The sequence below is a fragment of the Actinomycetota bacterium genome (assembly GCA_040754375.1).
Taxonomy (GTDB): domain Bacteria; phylum Actinomycetota; class Acidimicrobiia; order Acidimicrobiales; family AC-14; genus JBFMCT01.
This window is the reverse complement of record JBFMCT010000008.1, coordinates 13,154-27,406: the sequence shown is the minus strand read 5'-3', so window position 1 is coordinate 27,406 and position 14,253 is coordinate 13,154. Positions and strand designations below refer to the sequence as shown.

The 14,253-nt window shown below is 69.8% G+C and carries 14 protein-coding genes and 1 pseudogene; 2 read left to right on the top strand and 13 right to left on the bottom strand.

The annotated features are described in order from the left end of the window. Positions 1 to 106: 106 nt before the first annotated feature. The 11 genes and pseudogenes from AB1673_05410 to AB1673_05360 all read right to left on the bottom strand — a co-directional run bounded on the left by AB1673_05410 (position 107) and on the right by AB1673_05360 (position 10,630). Entirely contained in the window at positions 107 to 889 is a 783-nt protein-coding gene (locus tag AB1673_05410) for a hypothetical protein (protein MEW6153413.1), read from the bottom strand. 102 nt (positions 890 to 991) lie between these two features. After that, positions 992 to 1,180 carry a hypothetical protein gene (locus tag AB1673_05405; protein ID MEW6153412.1) on the bottom strand — a complete coding sequence of 63 codons (189 nt, stop codon included), beginning with the start codon at positions 1,178 to 1,180 and terminating at the stop codon, positions 992 to 994. Between the two features lie 165 nt (positions 1,181 to 1,345). Further along, positions 1,346 to 2,212: pseudogene (locus tag AB1673_05400) on the bottom strand (IS3 family transposase). Between the two features lie 32 nt (positions 2,213 to 2,244). Further along, positions 2,245 to 2,679, bottom strand: a complete 435-nt coding sequence (locus AB1673_05395) for a transposase (GenBank protein MEW6153411.1) — start codon at positions 2,677 to 2,679, stop codon at positions 2,245 to 2,247. Positions 2,680 to 2,733: 54 nt separating this feature from the next. After that, positions 2,734 to 3,081 (bottom strand): hypothetical protein, encoded by a 348-nt coding sequence (locus tag AB1673_05390; protein ID MEW6153410.1) that lies wholly within the window; start codon positions 3,079 to 3,081, stop codon positions 2,734 to 2,736. Next, positions 3,078 to 3,467 carry a hypothetical protein gene (locus AB1673_05385; GenBank protein ID MEW6153409.1) on the bottom strand — a complete coding sequence of 130 codons (390 nt, stop codon included), beginning with the start codon at positions 3,465 to 3,467 and terminating at the stop codon, positions 3,078 to 3,080. Before AB1673_05385 ends, AB1673_05390 begins: the two co-directional genes overlap by 4 nt. Further along, positions 3,464 to 6,454, bottom strand: a complete 2,991-nt coding sequence (locus AB1673_05380; protein ID MEW6153408.1) for a Tn3 family transposase — start codon at positions 6,452 to 6,454, stop codon at positions 3,464 to 3,466. The genes AB1673_05385 and AB1673_05380 overlap by 4 nt, the downstream gene beginning before the upstream one ends. Positions 6,455 to 6,468: 14 nt before the next feature. Further along, a complete protein-coding gene (locus AB1673_05375; protein ID MEW6153407.1) occupies positions 6,469 to 7,416 on the bottom strand; it encodes a tyrosine-type recombinase/integrase in 948 nt (315 codons plus the stop codon). 108 nt (positions 7,417 to 7,524) lie between these two features. Further along, positions 7,525 to 8,664 carry a hypothetical protein gene (locus AB1673_05370; GenBank protein MEW6153406.1) on the bottom strand — a complete coding sequence of 380 codons (1,140 nt, stop codon included), beginning with the start codon at positions 8,662 to 8,664 and terminating at the stop codon, positions 7,525 to 7,527. A 227-nt stretch (positions 8,665 to 8,891) separates the two neighbouring features. Next, positions 8,892 to 9,173 (bottom strand): zf-TFIIB domain-containing protein, encoded by a 282-nt coding sequence (locus AB1673_05365; GenBank protein ID MEW6153405.1) that lies wholly within the window; start codon positions 9,171 to 9,173, stop codon positions 8,892 to 8,894. Between the two features lie 347 nt (positions 9,174 to 9,520). Next, the gene (locus AB1673_05360) at positions 9,521 to 10,630 is read right to left on the bottom strand and encodes a helix-turn-helix domain-containing protein (protein MEW6153404.1); all 1,110 of its coding nucleotides are present in this window, start codon (positions 10,628 to 10,630) and stop codon (positions 9,521 to 9,523) included. Positions 10,631 to 10,958: 328 nt separating this feature from the next. On the opposite strand from AB1673_05360, the gene AB1673_05355 reads away from it, so the two are divergent. Beyond that, on the top strand, positions 10,959 to 11,996 hold the full coding sequence (locus AB1673_05355) for a sodium-dependent bicarbonate transport family permease (protein ID MEW6153403.1): 1,038 nt from the start codon (positions 10,959 to 10,961) through the stop codon (positions 11,994 to 11,996). A 94-nt stretch (positions 11,997 to 12,090) separates the two neighbouring features. Next, positions 12,091 to 12,447, top strand: coding sequence for a transcriptional regulator (locus AB1673_05350; protein ID MEW6153402.1), 357 nt, complete (start codon positions 12,091 to 12,093; stop codon positions 12,445 to 12,447). A gap of 130 nt (positions 12,448 to 12,577) precedes the next feature. Here the strand turns inward: AB1673_05350 and purE are convergent, their stop codons facing one another. Both purE and AB1673_05340 read right to left on the bottom strand, forming a co-directional pair. Then, complete coding sequence (gene purE, locus AB1673_05345; GenBank protein MEW6153401.1) at positions 12,578 to 13,087, bottom strand: 5-(carboxyamino)imidazole ribonucleotide mutase; 510 nt, start codon at positions 13,085 to 13,087, stop codon at positions 12,578 to 12,580. Next, positions 13,084 to 14,217 (bottom strand): 5-(carboxyamino)imidazole ribonucleotide synthase, encoded by a 1,134-nt coding sequence (locus AB1673_05340; GenBank protein MEW6153400.1) that lies wholly within the window; start codon positions 14,215 to 14,217, stop codon positions 13,084 to 13,086. Before AB1673_05340 ends, purE begins: the two co-directional genes overlap by 4 nt. Positions 14,218 to 14,253: the final 36 nt, after the last annotated feature.

Genomic DNA, 14,253 nt, shown 5'->3' with positions numbered 1-14,253 from the left:
TGCTGGTCAGCGGCAGGTCGGTCGCCCCGGCGCGCCGCGCCGAACGCGAGAGACACCGGCCTCCTAGGGCCTCATCAGGGATGCTCGACCGTGGAGGCCATGGGGCTCAATCACGCGGGCGGTAGGCCGCGAGGTAAGCACCGGCCCGGCTGGCCAGGCCCCCCACCGACGCCCACAGCCGCCGGGCCCCGCTGGCGGGGGCGGGCGGGCCGGGGGCCACGGGCCTCACCACCATACCCAGGGTCGCCGCGCAACGGTCCGCTCCGGAGCTGGTCGCGGCCCGCGTCGGCACCCCGAGGTCACGAGCCAGCCCAAGGCCCAACCCGGCGGCCAGTGCGTCCGGGGCCAGGCGGGCGCCAGGCGGCCCTGCGGCACCGCCGGCTGCGCCCCCCTCCCAGGCGGCCGCCCCGCCCCCACCCCGGGGTGGGCTCTTGGCGAACCGGGCCGCCAACCCGCCCGGTCCGTCCGGTCCTCGAGGCGGGCGGCCCCCACCGGCGAAGACAGGCGCGAGCTGCTGGGAGCGCCAGGTGGCGGCCACCATGAGCATGCCCCCCACGACCAGGACAGCGGCCACCCGGGCCGGGCCGGTCAGGTCTCCACCGGTGCGGACCAGGGGCTGTGCGGCCACGGCTGCCACCACCGTCAGGCTGACCGTGGCCTGGGCCGTACCGATGGCCGTCGAACCCTCGTCGTCGACGACCACGGCCGTGACGGTGTTGGTCTCGCTGGCCCCCGCGTTACCGGTGAACGTTGCGGTGAACGAACACGTGTAGGTCTGGCCGGGCTGCAGCAGTGCCCCCACGGCACACGTGCCCTGGCCCTGGAGGTTGCCGTGGATGTCGTCGGCGAGCGACGTGACCGTCACCGGCTCGTTCGACGTGTTGGTCACCCTGACGGGGTCATCTGAGTAACCGTGCCAAAGTGGCCAACAATTCATCCACTAACTCGCGTTAGGCGCACGCTCGGCCCAGATTGGCGGTCGGCAATCAACTCAGGACTCGCGCAGAACGTCGTCGAGATCGGCCAGGACAGCTCGACTTCGTTCACTGACGGGCTCGCCTCCGAAGACCTCCGTCGCGATGCGCTCGGCCTCCCCGGCACTGGTCGCTCGGACGAGACGGGCGAGGACGACTATGTCCGCGACGTCGCTCGGGCGGGCGGCCCTGATCTTCAGCGCCAACAGGTGGCGCGGGGACGCCGCGAGAACGGTACGTGTCAAGCCCCGTGAGACAACTTCTCATGCGGATCTGATGAGTGCTTCGGGGGTGGGTTCGTTGATCCAGGCGATGGTGGGCAGCTTCGGCGGCGTGGGACGGCGGTGGCGGAACCGGGACGGGTTGGCGGCATAGGCAGCGTCGAGGGTTTCGGCCCGCTGGGCGCGGATCTCGGTGGCGGTGCCGTAATGGACCGAGGCGGCAGTGTGCAGTCCGATGCCGGCGTGACGATGGACATGGTTGTAGTGATCGAAGAAGGCCACGCAGAACGCCCGGGCGTCCTCGATGGAGCCGAACCGGCCGGGGAACGCCGGGCAGTACTTGAGGGTCTTGAAATTCGCTTCCGAATAGGGGTTGTCGTTGCTGACATGAGGCCGGCTGTGGCTGCGGGCGACGCCGAGGTCGACCAGCAGCTGGGCCACCGGCTTGGAGGTCATCGACGTGCCCCGGTCGGCGTGCAGGGTGAGCTGATCCCGGGCGATGCCGTGGCGCTCCAGCGAGTCGGCGATGAATGCCTCGGCCAGCTCACCGGTCTCGGCCGGCGAGACCATCCACCCCACCACGTAGCGGGAGAAGATGTCGATGATGACGAACAACTCGTAGTAGGTGCCCCGGGTGGGGCCCTGGAGCTTCGTTATATCCCATGACCACACCTGATTCGGCTGCCGGGCGATCAGCTCGGGCTTCTTCTTGGCCGGATGGGTGCGTTGGCGACGTCGTTCGCGGTTCTCGCCGGCGACGGCCAACAGCCGGTACATGGTCGAGATCGAGCACAGGTACTGGCCGTCGTCGAGCAGGCGGGCCCACACCTGGGCCGGCGCCAGGTCGCAGTACTCCTCCGAGCGCAGCACGGCCAGGATCTGCTGTCGCTCCGCCTCGCTCAGGGCGTTGGGCGGGGCGGGCCGAGGCCTTGGCGGGCCGGCCAGCGGCGGTCGCTGGCGGCGGTAGTGGGTGGAGCGGGCCTTGCCCAACAACTCGCACGCCCGCTTGGCCGCCACCACCTCCACCAGCTCGGTGAAGGCCGGGCCGATCACGGCTTCGACTTCGGATCGGTGTCCGCGCTCTCGGAGAGCAGCTCCAAGAGCGCGTGCGCTTTTCCCGTGATCTCTAACGCGAGCTTGGTGCGGGCCAGCTCCGCCTCGAGCCGCTGGTTGCGGCGACGGACCCGGTCGAGTTCGATCTGCTCGGCCGAGCGCTTGGCCGGGCGCCCTCTGGGGGCGAGGGAGCCGATGGCGCCGGCGTTGCGGGCCTTGCGCCATTCGGCGAGGTGCGATGTGTACAGGCCCTCCCGGCGCAACAGCGCCCCTCGTCCGTCGGAGCCGGTCGGCAGGGCGTCGTACTCGTCGAGGATGCGTGCCTTGTACTCGGCCGTGAACGAACGCCGTCGGGGCCGGGCAGCCGGGTCGGGCTCGTCCACCTCCTCATCATGGGCGCGCGCCATCAAGGATGCAGTCGTCATGGTCATCGGTCTAGGTGTTCCTGTCTCGCCCTGTAGGGATGGTCAGGTGCAGCAGGTGTCTCACGTCAGCCTGACAGACAGGGGAACCGTGAGGCCGGGGCGCTCCAGCACCACGGTGGCCTGGACGTCCTGCCCGGCGGGCAGGTAGGAGGTCGCCTGTTCGTTGAGCCACCAGTACGGAAGACCGAGCTCCTCGGCAACGGTCCGGGCCTCGGCCAGGACGGGTCCGTGATGTCGCCTGATGGCCGTGTCCAGGTCCATGGTGGCCTCCCGGGCGCTGTGGGCCAGGACCATGGCCCCGCCGCCGAAGACGTAGAGCTCGCCATGAACTCCCCGGCGCTGGAGGTGATGGGCCAGACGTTCGAGTGCGGCATTGAGCTGGCGTCGGCTGAGAAGCGGACCGTTCACGCCCGGGCCAGGTCGTAGGGGTCGAGCAGCACCCCGTGCCGGCGGATCTCCGGGGGCACATGGTCGGCAGCCAGACGTCGCAGTGAGGCGAGCTCGTGCGGGCTCCACGGGTCGCTGAGCGTGCGTTCAGGCGTTCCCACCCAGGGCGGTGCGGGAAAGCCGTCGCGAGCCGCGAGCCACTCGGCGATGCCGGCCAGGAGCGCGTCCCAGTGTGCATCGTTGGTCCCCCCGGGCTCCACCTCGACGAGGGATGGGCGACCGGTCGCTGGTTCGTGCTCGTACTCCTCCATGAACTCGAGCAGCAGGGACCAGCGGCGGTCGGCGTCGGCCTCGTCGGCCACATGGGCGGCCAGTCGCTCGATGGTCATGGCGATGAAGGTCGTCATGGGCGGCGGAGGGGCCGTCGGGACCGGTTGAGGACACCGGTGATGTCGAAGACCATCGTCCCGTAGGGGTTGATGGTCTCGAAGTGGGCGAAGCTCAGGTGGGCCTTGGCCTCGTCGGTGACCTGATGCCCGTCGGCCTCCTCGGCGTCGACGGCGTCCTCGAGGTAGCCGGTGGTGGACAGGACGCAGGCGTTGACGACGAGGGTGTGGCAGTGGGCCTGGGTGGTCTGGTCGTCGTGGTGGGGGTAGCGGACCGCGCCCCGGTTGGCGAAGAAGATGAAGCGGCGGAGGTCGTTGGTGGCCTCGCCCCGGTTGAGCTGGCGGCCGATCCGGCGACGAAACGCCTCGTCGGTGAACCAGCGCAGGGCGTGGAGGGTGCGCAGGAGTTTTCCGTACTCCAGCATGGCCTTCGCCAGGGGGTGCTGGCGGGAGCCGGCCTGGAGCTTGGCGATGAGCAGCGCCGCCGATACATAGCCGAGCTTGAGGGAGCCGCCGATGCGGACCAGGTCGTCCCAGTGCTCGGCGATGACGTCGGTCTGGGCGTGGTGCTCCAGCAGCGGGCCGGCCAGTGGCCACCGCTGGTAGTAGCTGGGTGGGTGGGGCCGCCACAGCGGCGCCTCGGGGAGCTTGGCGATCCGCGGCGACAGGCGGTAGCCGGTCAGGTCGAAGAGGGCGAAAGTGGCCAAGGTCTGGCCATGGCTGTCGGTCGTGTGCTCGACGATCGGCAGCTCGGTCGTGTTGCCGAGGATCTCGTCCAGAGTGAAGGTGGCGTCGCGTTCGGTCGTGACCACGATCTGGGTGCCGAACGTTGAGTACTGATCGGAGATGTGGGTGTAGCTGGTGAGCCCCTCGTGTATGAAGTAGCGCGACAGGGCCCTGCCGGTAAGGGACTTGCCCCGCATGGGCATGCGCAGGCCGTCCGAGGACGACAGGGTGCCGCCGCCCTGGGACGCAGCGAGGGGATGGCGGTGGTGGGCGTTGACGATGGCGGCGTTGGCCGCCCGCAGCGTGTCCTCCCGGAGGTACCACCGGATGGTCCAATCGATGGTGTCGGCCGAGATGCCGGTGAGCTCGGCCATGCGGGTGGAGCCGAAGTTGCAGGCCAGCGACAAGATGGCGGCATAGAGGTTGCGGCGGTGCTCCAGATCGGGGTGGCGGGGACTCGCCCCGCCGGCGTGGGTCAGGTAGGCGGAGAAGCCACTCTCCCGGTCCACCTCGATGAGCAGCTCGGTCAGGGGCACCCTCGGGAGCCGGGCCACCACGGCGTCGCGCTGGGCCAGGACCTCGGGGTCGATGACCTCGGCGGTCAGGGCCTTCAGGTGCAGCTGGCCGCTGGCGTCGATACTCACTGGGCTGTCGGGATCGGCGAGCAGGGCTTCGAGGTCGTCGAGGTAGCGGCTCATCTCGGCGTCGACGGCCGTGAGCCGTTCGGCGAAGGTGGCCGGCATCTTGGTGAGCTCCATGACCTCGCCTCGCCGGGCCGGCCACGCCTCGACGGTGATGAGGTAGGAGGCGGGGTCGGCGTAGCGGCGGGAGCCCTTCACCCAGATCTCACCCGAGCGCAGGCCGCCCTGGAGGGCGAAGAGGACGCACAGCTCCCAGTAGTGCTTGTAGAGGTTCGCGTCACCGGCGGCACGGGCCGCGTCGAGATAGGGGCGGCAGCGGGCGGGGACGAAGTCCTCCGGAGCGTCGTCGGGGACGTGGCGGCGCCCCCCAGCATTCATGGCCTGGAGCAGGACGACGGCGTCGAGCACCTCGCTGGGCGACACGCTGGCGGCGAAGGTCAGGGCGCCCAGCACCTGGGGGGCGAAGGAGCGGACGTGGGAGAAGCGGGCCTCCATGAGCTCCAAGTGGCCGCCGTCGCGGGGAAGGCGATCGTCCTCGCTCCTTGCTGCCCCGGCCAGACGCTCGGAACCCAATCCCCTCACCCCTGCGCCCACCGCGGCGTCGTCAAGTTCGGTGTCGAGCACCACGTCGAGGATGTCGTCGAGCAAGGCCAGGCGCCCGACGTCGGAGCGGACGGCCTCGGCCTGGCGCACGGCCACCTGGTCCCGGGCACTGCCGTCGGTGTTGGCCAGGACCATGTCGAACAGACGCACGATCTCGTCGACGATCTCGGTGTGAGCCGCAGCCAGGGCGGCGAGCAGGATGGGGTGGCGACGCTCGGGGGCCATCTGGCGCAGCGCCTGGGGCGTCGAGCGCCGGGCCAGCATGGCCAGCTGGCGAAGGCGCTCGGGCGGAATGGCGCTGAGGTCCAGCCGGTGCGCTCCCAGGCCCTCCAGGTAGGCCAGCTTGGCCACCTCCAGCTTCACCCACTCCGACGATGCCGAGGTGGCGCCGTCGTTCAGCCACACCAGGCGGGCCACGCCCAGCTCGGCATCGGTGGCCACCAGGGCGTCGAGCTGGGCGCAGCGCTCGGAGGTCAGCTCCGGGTCCAGGCACCGACGGATCTCCTCCTGGGCCGTGACCCTTGCCGTCGACACCGCCCGCATGAGCCGGTCCAGGCCGGGACGGACCACTCGGTCGGTGCGGAGCTGGCCGAGGGCCTGGCGGAACAGCACCGAGGGGGTGTCGTGCTCCAGCGCCCGGGCAGTTAGCGAGTCACCGAGGGCCTTCCAGTCGCCCGGTCCGCACACCCGCCAGCCAGCCTGCTCCACCACCGCTGCCACGTGCCGGCGCCGGGTGCGGCCGTCGACCTCCCGGGCGTAGCGAGTGAAGGTTGCCATGGCCACGCCGATCTGTCTGGCCACGAAGTCCACGACCTCCCGGGGTGTGCTGGCCAGGTCGGCGGGAACGAAGCCCAGGTAGCCCAGGCCGCACAGCTGCACGGCCAGGCCGATGCGCTCGGCGGCGCCCCGGTGTGATCGGACCCAGCGCCGGTCCTCGACCGACAGCGTGAAGTGGGCGACCACGTCACTGCGGGCCACTTCGGGCGGCCAGCTGGAGAGCTGCTCCGCCTCCTCGTCGGAGAAGACCTTGCCGGCCATGGTCGCCGATCCCCTCAGATCTCGACCAGAACGGCTTCGACGGCCGCGTCCTTGTCGGCCTGTGAGGGCAGGCTGTAGCGCCGGGTGGTGTCCAGGCGGCGGTGGCCGGCGAGCTCTGCCACCAGCACCACGTCGGCACCGGAGCGGATCAGGTTGGTGACGAAGGTGTGGCGCAGGACGTGGGCCGACAGCTCCAGCTTGGCCTCGGCGGCCAGGCGGCGCACGACCATGTCGACGGCCCGGCTGCTCATGGGCTTGCCGGTGCGCGACAGCCACAGCGCCGTCTCCTCGGCGTCGCCTCCGTCAGCGTCGGCGACGGCTGACAGCTGGTCGGTCCTTGCCTCGAACCACTCCTCCAGGGCCTTGCGGGTGGAGCTGTTGAGGGGGACCTCGCGGTAGGCGTCGCCCTTGCCGGTGCGGACCTTGAGGCGACCACGGCGGGCCGACATCTCGACGTCAGCGATGTCGAGGGCGGACAACTCCGACAGGCGCAGGCCGGCGTAGAAGAAGACCGTGACCATGGCCCGGTCCCGAGGCGACGGGCTGGCCTCCACGATGCGCAGGAACCGCCGCTGGTCGGCCTCCTCCAGGGAGCGGGGCGCCACCTGGGCCAGCTCTTCGCGAAGGACCTCCGGCCGGCCGGCGGCCAGCGAGCGGTAGAAGTTGTCGATGGCGGCCAGAGCCTGGTTCACCGACGCCGGCGCCCAGCGCTTGGTCGTCTTGACGTGGCGCTTGTAGTCCCGCACCGCCCAGTCGCGCACATGAGGGTCGACCAGGGCCTGGGGCCCGTGCTCGGAGCCGGCGAGCCAGTTGAGGAAAGCTCGGACCTGGGCCAGGTATGCCTCACGTGATCGAGTCGCCAGCGGCTGGCGCTTCAACCAGCCGGCGTAGGTGGCCAGCGCCGCCTCGGCCTCGACACCCTCCGCCTCTCGCAGTGCCGCCTTCCCCGCCCGAGCGGCCATGGCCTCTCCCTGTTAGTGGATCCACATTCGCCGGGCTACGACCCGGCCGCAGCCCACGTTAGTGGAAGCTTGATGGGAATGTGCTTCCACTAATGTCATTTAGAAGAATCAGACCGGGCCCGCTCGGGCGGGTGCCGCTTCCGCCCCATACCGCAGGGCCATCGCGATTTGACCCCTGGTGGCGAGGGTGCCGTCGGGAACGATGGTGGCACGTCCTCCTTTGGCCAGGACGATCTCGATAATCTCATCCACGACGTCATCGACGACCTCGGGGTGCGCTACGTCGGCGGCGGCGACGAGGCCGTTGCTGTGGGGGTCGATCCTGGCGGGGTAGACGTAGTTCTCTTCCACGACGATGAGCGCGCCGCTGCCTTGATTCGCCAGGGTCCAGGCCTGCTGGACGCCGAAAGCGTACCGGCGTTCCCCGACGGCCCGGTCCAGTTCGGCGAGGGCATCCTGGTGGCGGCGGTCGAACATGTTGGTGACCGATGGCCAGATCGCTTGCGCGAGCTCCGTGGCCGAGCGCTGCTCGAAGTTGCCGGGGAGTGCTTCTGTGATTTGGGAGCGGTGGCGGGAGTGCTGCCGGAACAGTGACAGCCGTCGACTGGCGCCCACTACGAGCAGCGGCTGATCCGAATCGAGGTGACCGGCGAGGGCGGTGTCGACGGCGCGGAGGTGCCGGCGTAGGCCGGCGTCGCGGGTGTCCGAGCGGTCGACCCCGAAACGGGCCGGCTCGGCAAAGGTCTCGTCGCCTCGAAAAGGGAATCCACCGTCCACAATCTCGGTCAGGTCGGCCCCGACGCCTTCGTACAGGCGGGCCACGTTCGCGAGGACGAGGACCCGGTAGTGGGGACTGCGGAGCAGGGCGTGCACTAGGTCGCGGGTGGCAAAGGTCTCGTCCACGACGGTGCGTTCGCGCACGACCACCGGCAACCCGACGGTGGCGACAAGGTCGGCGCTTGCGAACAGGGCGATGCCTTGGCGACCGGGCCCGACTTCGGCGTCGGCGGCCAGGCCCACCAGCTCATCGAGGAGCGGCTGTACCGCTGGGCGGGAGAATTCGTTCAGCAGCCGGGCTGTGGCGATCTCGACCAGTCGGGCCAGCCGCGCCCGGTCACCAACGCTGGTCGGTCCGCTGGACATGAGGATCGAGATCGCCGGGTAGCCGCGGACCTGCTGGATGCGAGCCACGTTCGCGGTGTTCAGCGCCAGGTGGGTGACGGCGGCGTCCTCGCCGGCGCTTGCCATGGCGGTGATAACTCGAGGGGTCGTCGCAGCAGTCATCGCGCGGCCACCGCACCGGCGGGGACGGCCTCGGCCCGTTCGGGGCCTTGCCGTAGCGTCTCGTGGTCGGTAGCCACGTGGTCATCTCGCTCGGAGCCGGTCGCGAAGCACAGGTCGCGGCTCGGGCAGTGGCGGATGGTCATGCTCGGTCTCCTTTTAATGGTGGGGCCTGGGCGGCTAGCCGGGTCGTCTCAGCCGCCGAACTCGAAGAGGTCGCCAAGGAACGACTTGCGCTTGCGTTTGGATGGGCTGCTTCCGTCAGACTGAGAGCGGTCGTCGTCATCGTCATCATCGTGGTGGTCACGCCGTCGGACCCGACCGGGTCCGGCGGTGTCGAGGCCGGCAGCTCGGTCGATCAGCTTGTCGAGCTCGCCCCGGTCAAGCCACACCCCCCGGCATACCGGACAGTGGTCGATCTCGATGCCGGTGCGTTCGGCGAGCACGAGGGTGGTGCCGTCCGTTGGGCAGTTCATCGCTGCCGCCTTGTGCGCACGACGAGGGGCGCCAGCGAGAGTCGGGCGACCCGGGCCAGTCGGGCGGATTCGGCGGCGAGGAGCCCGGCAGCGCAGGCGACGAATGCCGCGGTTGCTATGAGCATCTCGCCTTCCTCGGAGTTGTGGGCAGGTGAGGGTGCATGTATCCCATCATCTACTGCCGGCTCGTGGCAGACAAGGGCGCGACTAGACGGTGTTGACGCCCCGATTGTTGCCGGGACTGCGACGGATTGGTAACCCCAACGTTGAGACGGCCTCGTCGGGGCGCCCACCGGGACCTTCGATCGACCACCGGCGCCCAACGGCGATTGGGCCGGTGAGGGCGCTCAGGTGTCGCTGATCATCCGTCTCGCTCGTACGGCCAGCTCGAGGACGAAGCGCCCTTCGGGGTCGTCGGCGGCGTGACCGGTGAGCTGGGCGATGCGCTCGAGCCGGTAGACGACGGCGCGGGGGCTGAGATGGAGGCGGCGTGCGGTCCCCGACGCGTTGCCGGACTCGGCGAAGTATGCGTCGAGCGTGGCGATCAACGGTTCGGGACCGCCACGGGCGCCATCGAGGGGGCCGAGCACGGCGTGGACTATCTCGGCGACGGTGATCGGGTCGAGGGCGAGCACCCGGTAGGGCAGTAGCGACTCGAACCGGACGATCGGCTCGGCCAGGCCCAGGCGGCGGGCCAGCTCCAGCGCCTCGCATGCCTCGTTGTAGGAGCGCACCAGGCCGCCCGGACCTGCATAGGGGCGGCCCACGCCGACCTGCCAGGGCCCCTCGTCGCTCTCGTGCAGGGTGCGAGCCAAGTCTGCGGCCGGGTCGGTTGCGGTGGCCGGGAGCACGCAGACGAGGGCGCCGTCCCTGGTGGCCACCACCACGTCGCGCCCACCGAAGCTCACCAGCACGTGGGTCTCGACTCGGGCGTGTACCGGGCCGGCGTCGACGAGGACTCGATGGGTGCGGGTGCGGGCCACGGTCACCAGGTGCGTGCCGGCCAGGTTGAAGCCAAAGCGGGCGGCCCACTCCCCCACCAGGTCCGGGTCGCCGCCGCCGCTGAGCAGGTCGTCGACAAATTCTCGCCGCATCGTCTCCTCGCGACGCACGCTCTGGCGCTGCGCCCTCTCATGCCCCTCGGCCAGGGCCTCGGCGGCGTCATCGGCCGTACGGAACAACGCGCCGGCCACCGCCGCCACCAGCGCCGCGTCGGCGCGGCCGGCTCGCCCGGTGATGTCGTCCCACAGCCGCCACAGCGCGCTCAAGTACAGGTCGAGCAACGCGGAGAGAGCGATCCCCTGGTCGGCCGCGGACTCTCCCATCTGGCGGCAGGCGTCCAGATCGGTCCGGCCCAACCGGCGTCCGAGAACAGCGGCCTCGAGCACTGCCTCCAGGTAACCGCCGAGGAAGGCACGGTCGACGCCCGCCTCGCGAGCAGCCTTAGCCGCGATCAACCCGATCGCACCGTCGCGCGATGGCGCCACCAATGATTCGATCCTGGAGCGGGTAGGTCGGGCGGCACCCAACCTCCCGTCCGCAGCCTGGGCGGTCATCTCGAACCCGAGTCTAGGCCCGGAGACGGATCCCCGCACTCCGATGTTCGGAAGTATAGAGGGCCAATTCTGGTCCGGGAGCGCTCATTGTCTTCGAGGTCCTCGGCAGCGGAGTATTGGCTTCATGCAACCAACCCACCGACCTGGCGCCCGAATGGAGAGACTCCACCCTCCCCGCCGCCCAGTGACAGTTCGACCGCAGTCGAGCGGGACGGACTGGAGTTAGCCTATGCCTACCCAGCTCGTCCAGGGTCTGCTTGATCCGGCGATCCTGTTCTTTGTCCTCGGGGTGTTGATCGGTGCAGTCCGCTCCAATCTGGAGATCCCGCCGGCTCTCGCGAAGTTCTTCTCGCTCTACCTCCTAGTCGCCCTGGGCCTCAAGGGCGGCGCCGAGCTGGCTATCGGCGGGCTCCCAGCGACGGGAGCGCTGGCTCTGCTCGCAGCGATGCTGATGGCCTGCGTGGTCCCGTGCTACAGCTTCGTGATCCTGCGCCTCCGCCGTTGCGACCCCTTCAACGCGGCCGCCATCGCTGCCACCTATGGCTCCGTTAGTGCCGTGACGTTCATCACCGCCCAGCAGTTCCTCGGTCGGAACGAGATCGAGTTCGGCGGCTACATGGCGGTGGCGTTGGTACTGATGGAATCGCCAGCGATCGTCATGGCGGTGCTGCTCGCCACACTCGCGCGAAACCGGCAGGCCCAGCAGGCGGTTGCCCACGGTGCGGCAGCTGTCAACGCAGGTCCGGAGCTTGAGGATCCACCGCGGCCGTCCTCGCTGTCCATGAAGAGAGTGTTGCACGAAGCCTTCACGGACGGCGCCCACCTCCTGCTGATCGGCAGCCTGCTCATCGGCTTCGTCACCGGCGAGCGGGGGAAGGAGATGATGCAGCCGTTCACGGCTGACATCTTCAAGGGCATCCTCGCGTTCTTCTTGCTCGAACTGGGTCTGCTGGTCGCGCGCCAGCTGCTCGAGTCGCAAGCGCTCGTGGGGCGCTTCCTGATCGGGTTCGCTGGCGTAATGCCGGTGGTCAACGCCAGTCTCGCTCTGGGGCTCGGCCGGCTCCTTGGGCTGAGCCAGGGCGATGCCGTGCTGGTCGCGGTGCTGGCTTCAAGCGCGTCCTACATAGTGGTACCGGCCATAGTCCGCTATGCGATTCCGGAGGCTCAGCCGGGCGTGTACTTCACGATGGCTCTCGCGGTGACGTTCCCCTTCAACATTCTCGTCGGCATCCCGCTGTACTTCTGGATGAGCGGTCTCGCGTGGTGAACATTGATGGTGTCGCGCATCCACGGGTCATCTCAGTCTCGTTGCCGCCTACCCTCCGGGCACCAGCGGCGGATGAAGAACGGGTTACGACAGAATGGCGCACCCCTACTGCATCGACCCGCCGGAGGCCGTGAACATGAGACCCCTTGAGCACAAGAAACTGCTGATGGTCATCGCCCCGAGTGAGCTGCAGGCCCTGGTCGTGAAGACGGCACGCCACCGTGGCGTAGGCGGCTACACGATCGTGCCCGCCACGGGCGCTGGCGAGTCGGGGTTGCGCTCGGGAATGCTCAACAGCGATTCGAACGTCGTGATCTACATCATCATGTCCGAATCACGCCTGCTGAAAGTTCTCGAGGACCTCGACGCTCTGATGAGCGTAGGCCACCGCTTGAAGGCGCTCGTGTCGGACATTGCGATCATGCCGCGCAAGCCGGCCGTTCCCGGGTAGCTGCGGGACGATCTACCGGCCGGTATGCCGACCTTCGGCCTCTCGACCGGGTCCGACGGCCAAAAGCGCCGCCTCACTTCAGCAGGACCCCGGGGCGAACCTCCCCCGGCGATAAGGACGCGCTTGCCGTTCAGCAGGGTGTGGCCCCGCCATAGAGGTGGGCGTCGGAGTCCCGTGAGGCATCGGCCATGTCGGCCTGGTGGGCTCGGACGGCGGCGCAGATGGCAGGGTCGGAGATTCCGATGATCCGGGCGGCGAGGAGGGCGGCGTTGGCGGCGCCGCCGATGGCGACGGTGGCGACGGGTATGCCGGTGGGCATCTGCACGATCGACAGGAGCGAGTCGAGGCCGGCGAGGTACCGGGACGGGACGGGGACGCCGATGACCGGCAAGGTGGTGACCGCGGCGAGCATGCCGGGCAGATGGGCGGCGCCTCCAGCCGCGCCGATGAGGACCCGTAGGCCCCGATCGGCGGCGGTGGTCCCGTAGTCGAGCAGGTCCCAGGGAGTGCGGTGCGCCGAGAGGATCCGCACCTCGTTGGGGAGGCCAAGCCCGTCGAGCACGTCGGATGCCGCCGCCATGGTGTCGAGGTCCGAGGCGCTGCCCATGACGATGCCGACGAGGGGTGCGATGCCGGTCATGGTTCGGCGAGGATCACCGCGGCGGCTCGGGCGGTGCCGAGGGCCTCGTCGGGGTCGGAGCCCACGGCGGTGACGTGGCCGAGCTTTCGCCCGGGGATGGGGGCTTTGGCGTAGAGATGCACGTTGGCTCCAGGGACGGCGAGGGCTGCGGGCAGGTTCTGGAGCGGGTCGGTCCCGGCGGTGTTGCCGATGACGTTCACGGTCGCGGCCGCGGGTGCGACCATGGCGGTGGATCCAAGAGGCCAGTCGAGGATCCCTCGCAGGTGGTTGTGGAACTGGGAGGTGACCGTCGCCTCGATGGTGGCGTGCCCGGAATTGTGGGGGCGTGCGGCGAGCTCGTTGACGACGAGGTCGCCTTCGCGGGTGAGGAACAGCTCGACGGCGAGGATGCCGGTGGCGTCGATGCCGTCGGCGATCGACTTCGCGAGGCGCGACGCCGCGTCAGCGACAGAGTGGGGTATCGCGGCCGGCATGACGAGCTCGCGGCACATGCCATCGACCTGGCGGGTCTCCACTACCGGGTAGACGGCGGTGAAGCCCGAGGGGTTGCGGGCGACGAGGACAGCGAGCTCGGTGACCATGGCGACGTTGGCTTCGATCAGCCAGCCTCCGGGGGTATCGGTGCGGAGCACGGCCCGGGCGGTGGTGAGGTCCTCGACGAGGTGCACCCCGCGGCCGTCGTACCCGCCGCGGCGGGACTTCACCACCACCGGCCAACCCCAGCGCTCCGCGAAGGCGGCCACCGCGTCGGTGTCGCCGGGATCGGCGGGGGCATGGGGCGGCACCCGGAACCCGAGGTGCTCGAGGGTACGGCGGGCCAGGAGCTTGTCCTGGGCGAGCCCGACTACTTCGGCGCGGGGCCGCAGTGTGTACCCGGCCGCCTGCAGCGTGTGCAGGTGCTCGGTGGGGACGTGCTCGTGGTCCAGCGTGACGACCTCGCACCGCTCGGCGAGGGTGCGCAGCATCTGGAGCGAGTCGTGGGGGCCGCGCAGGTGGTGCGCTCCCGCCATCACCGCTGGCTCGGTCGCCGACGGGGCCAGGACCTCCAGAAAGATGCCGAGGTCGACGGCGGCCTGGTGCGTCATCCGGGCGAGCTGGCCCCCGCCCACCATGCCGACGCGAGCCGACACCGGACCTTCGCGGGTGACGGTCGGAACGGTTGCCGG

Coding starts and splice junctions, on each gene's coding strand:
- AB1673_05395 (MEW6153411.1), bottom strand. CDS start 2,679: ATGACCATGACGACTGCATCCTTGATGGCGCGCGCCCATGATGAGGAG.
- AB1673_05385 (MEW6153409.1), bottom strand. CDS start 3,467: ATGACGACCTTCATCGCCATGACCATCGAGCGACTGGCCGCCCATGTG.
- AB1673_05380 (MEW6153408.1), bottom strand. CDS start 6,454: ATGGCCGGCAAGGTCTTCTCCGACGAGGAGGCGGAGCAGCTCTCCAGC.
- AB1673_05375 (MEW6153407.1), bottom strand. CDS start 7,416: ATGGCCGCTCGGGCGGGGAAGGCGGCACTGCGAGAGGCGGAGGGTGTC.
- AB1673_05370 (MEW6153406.1), bottom strand. CDS start 8,664: ATGGCAAGCGCCGGCGAGGACGCCGCCGTCACCCACCTGGCGCTGAAC.
- AB1673_05365 (MEW6153405.1), bottom strand. CDS start 9,173: ATGAACTGCCCAACGGACGGCACCACCCTCGTGCTCGCCGAACGCACC.
- AB1673_05355 (MEW6153403.1), top strand. CDS start 10,959: ATGCCTACCCAGCTCGTCCAGGGTCTGCTTGATCCGGCGATCCTGTTC.
- AB1673_05350 (MEW6153402.1), top strand. CDS start 12,091: ATGGCGCACCCCTACTGCATCGACCCGCCGGAGGCCGTGAACATGAGA.
- purE (MEW6153401.1), bottom strand. CDS start 13,087: ATGACCGGCATCGCACCCCTCGTCGGCATCGTCATGGGCAGCGCCTCG.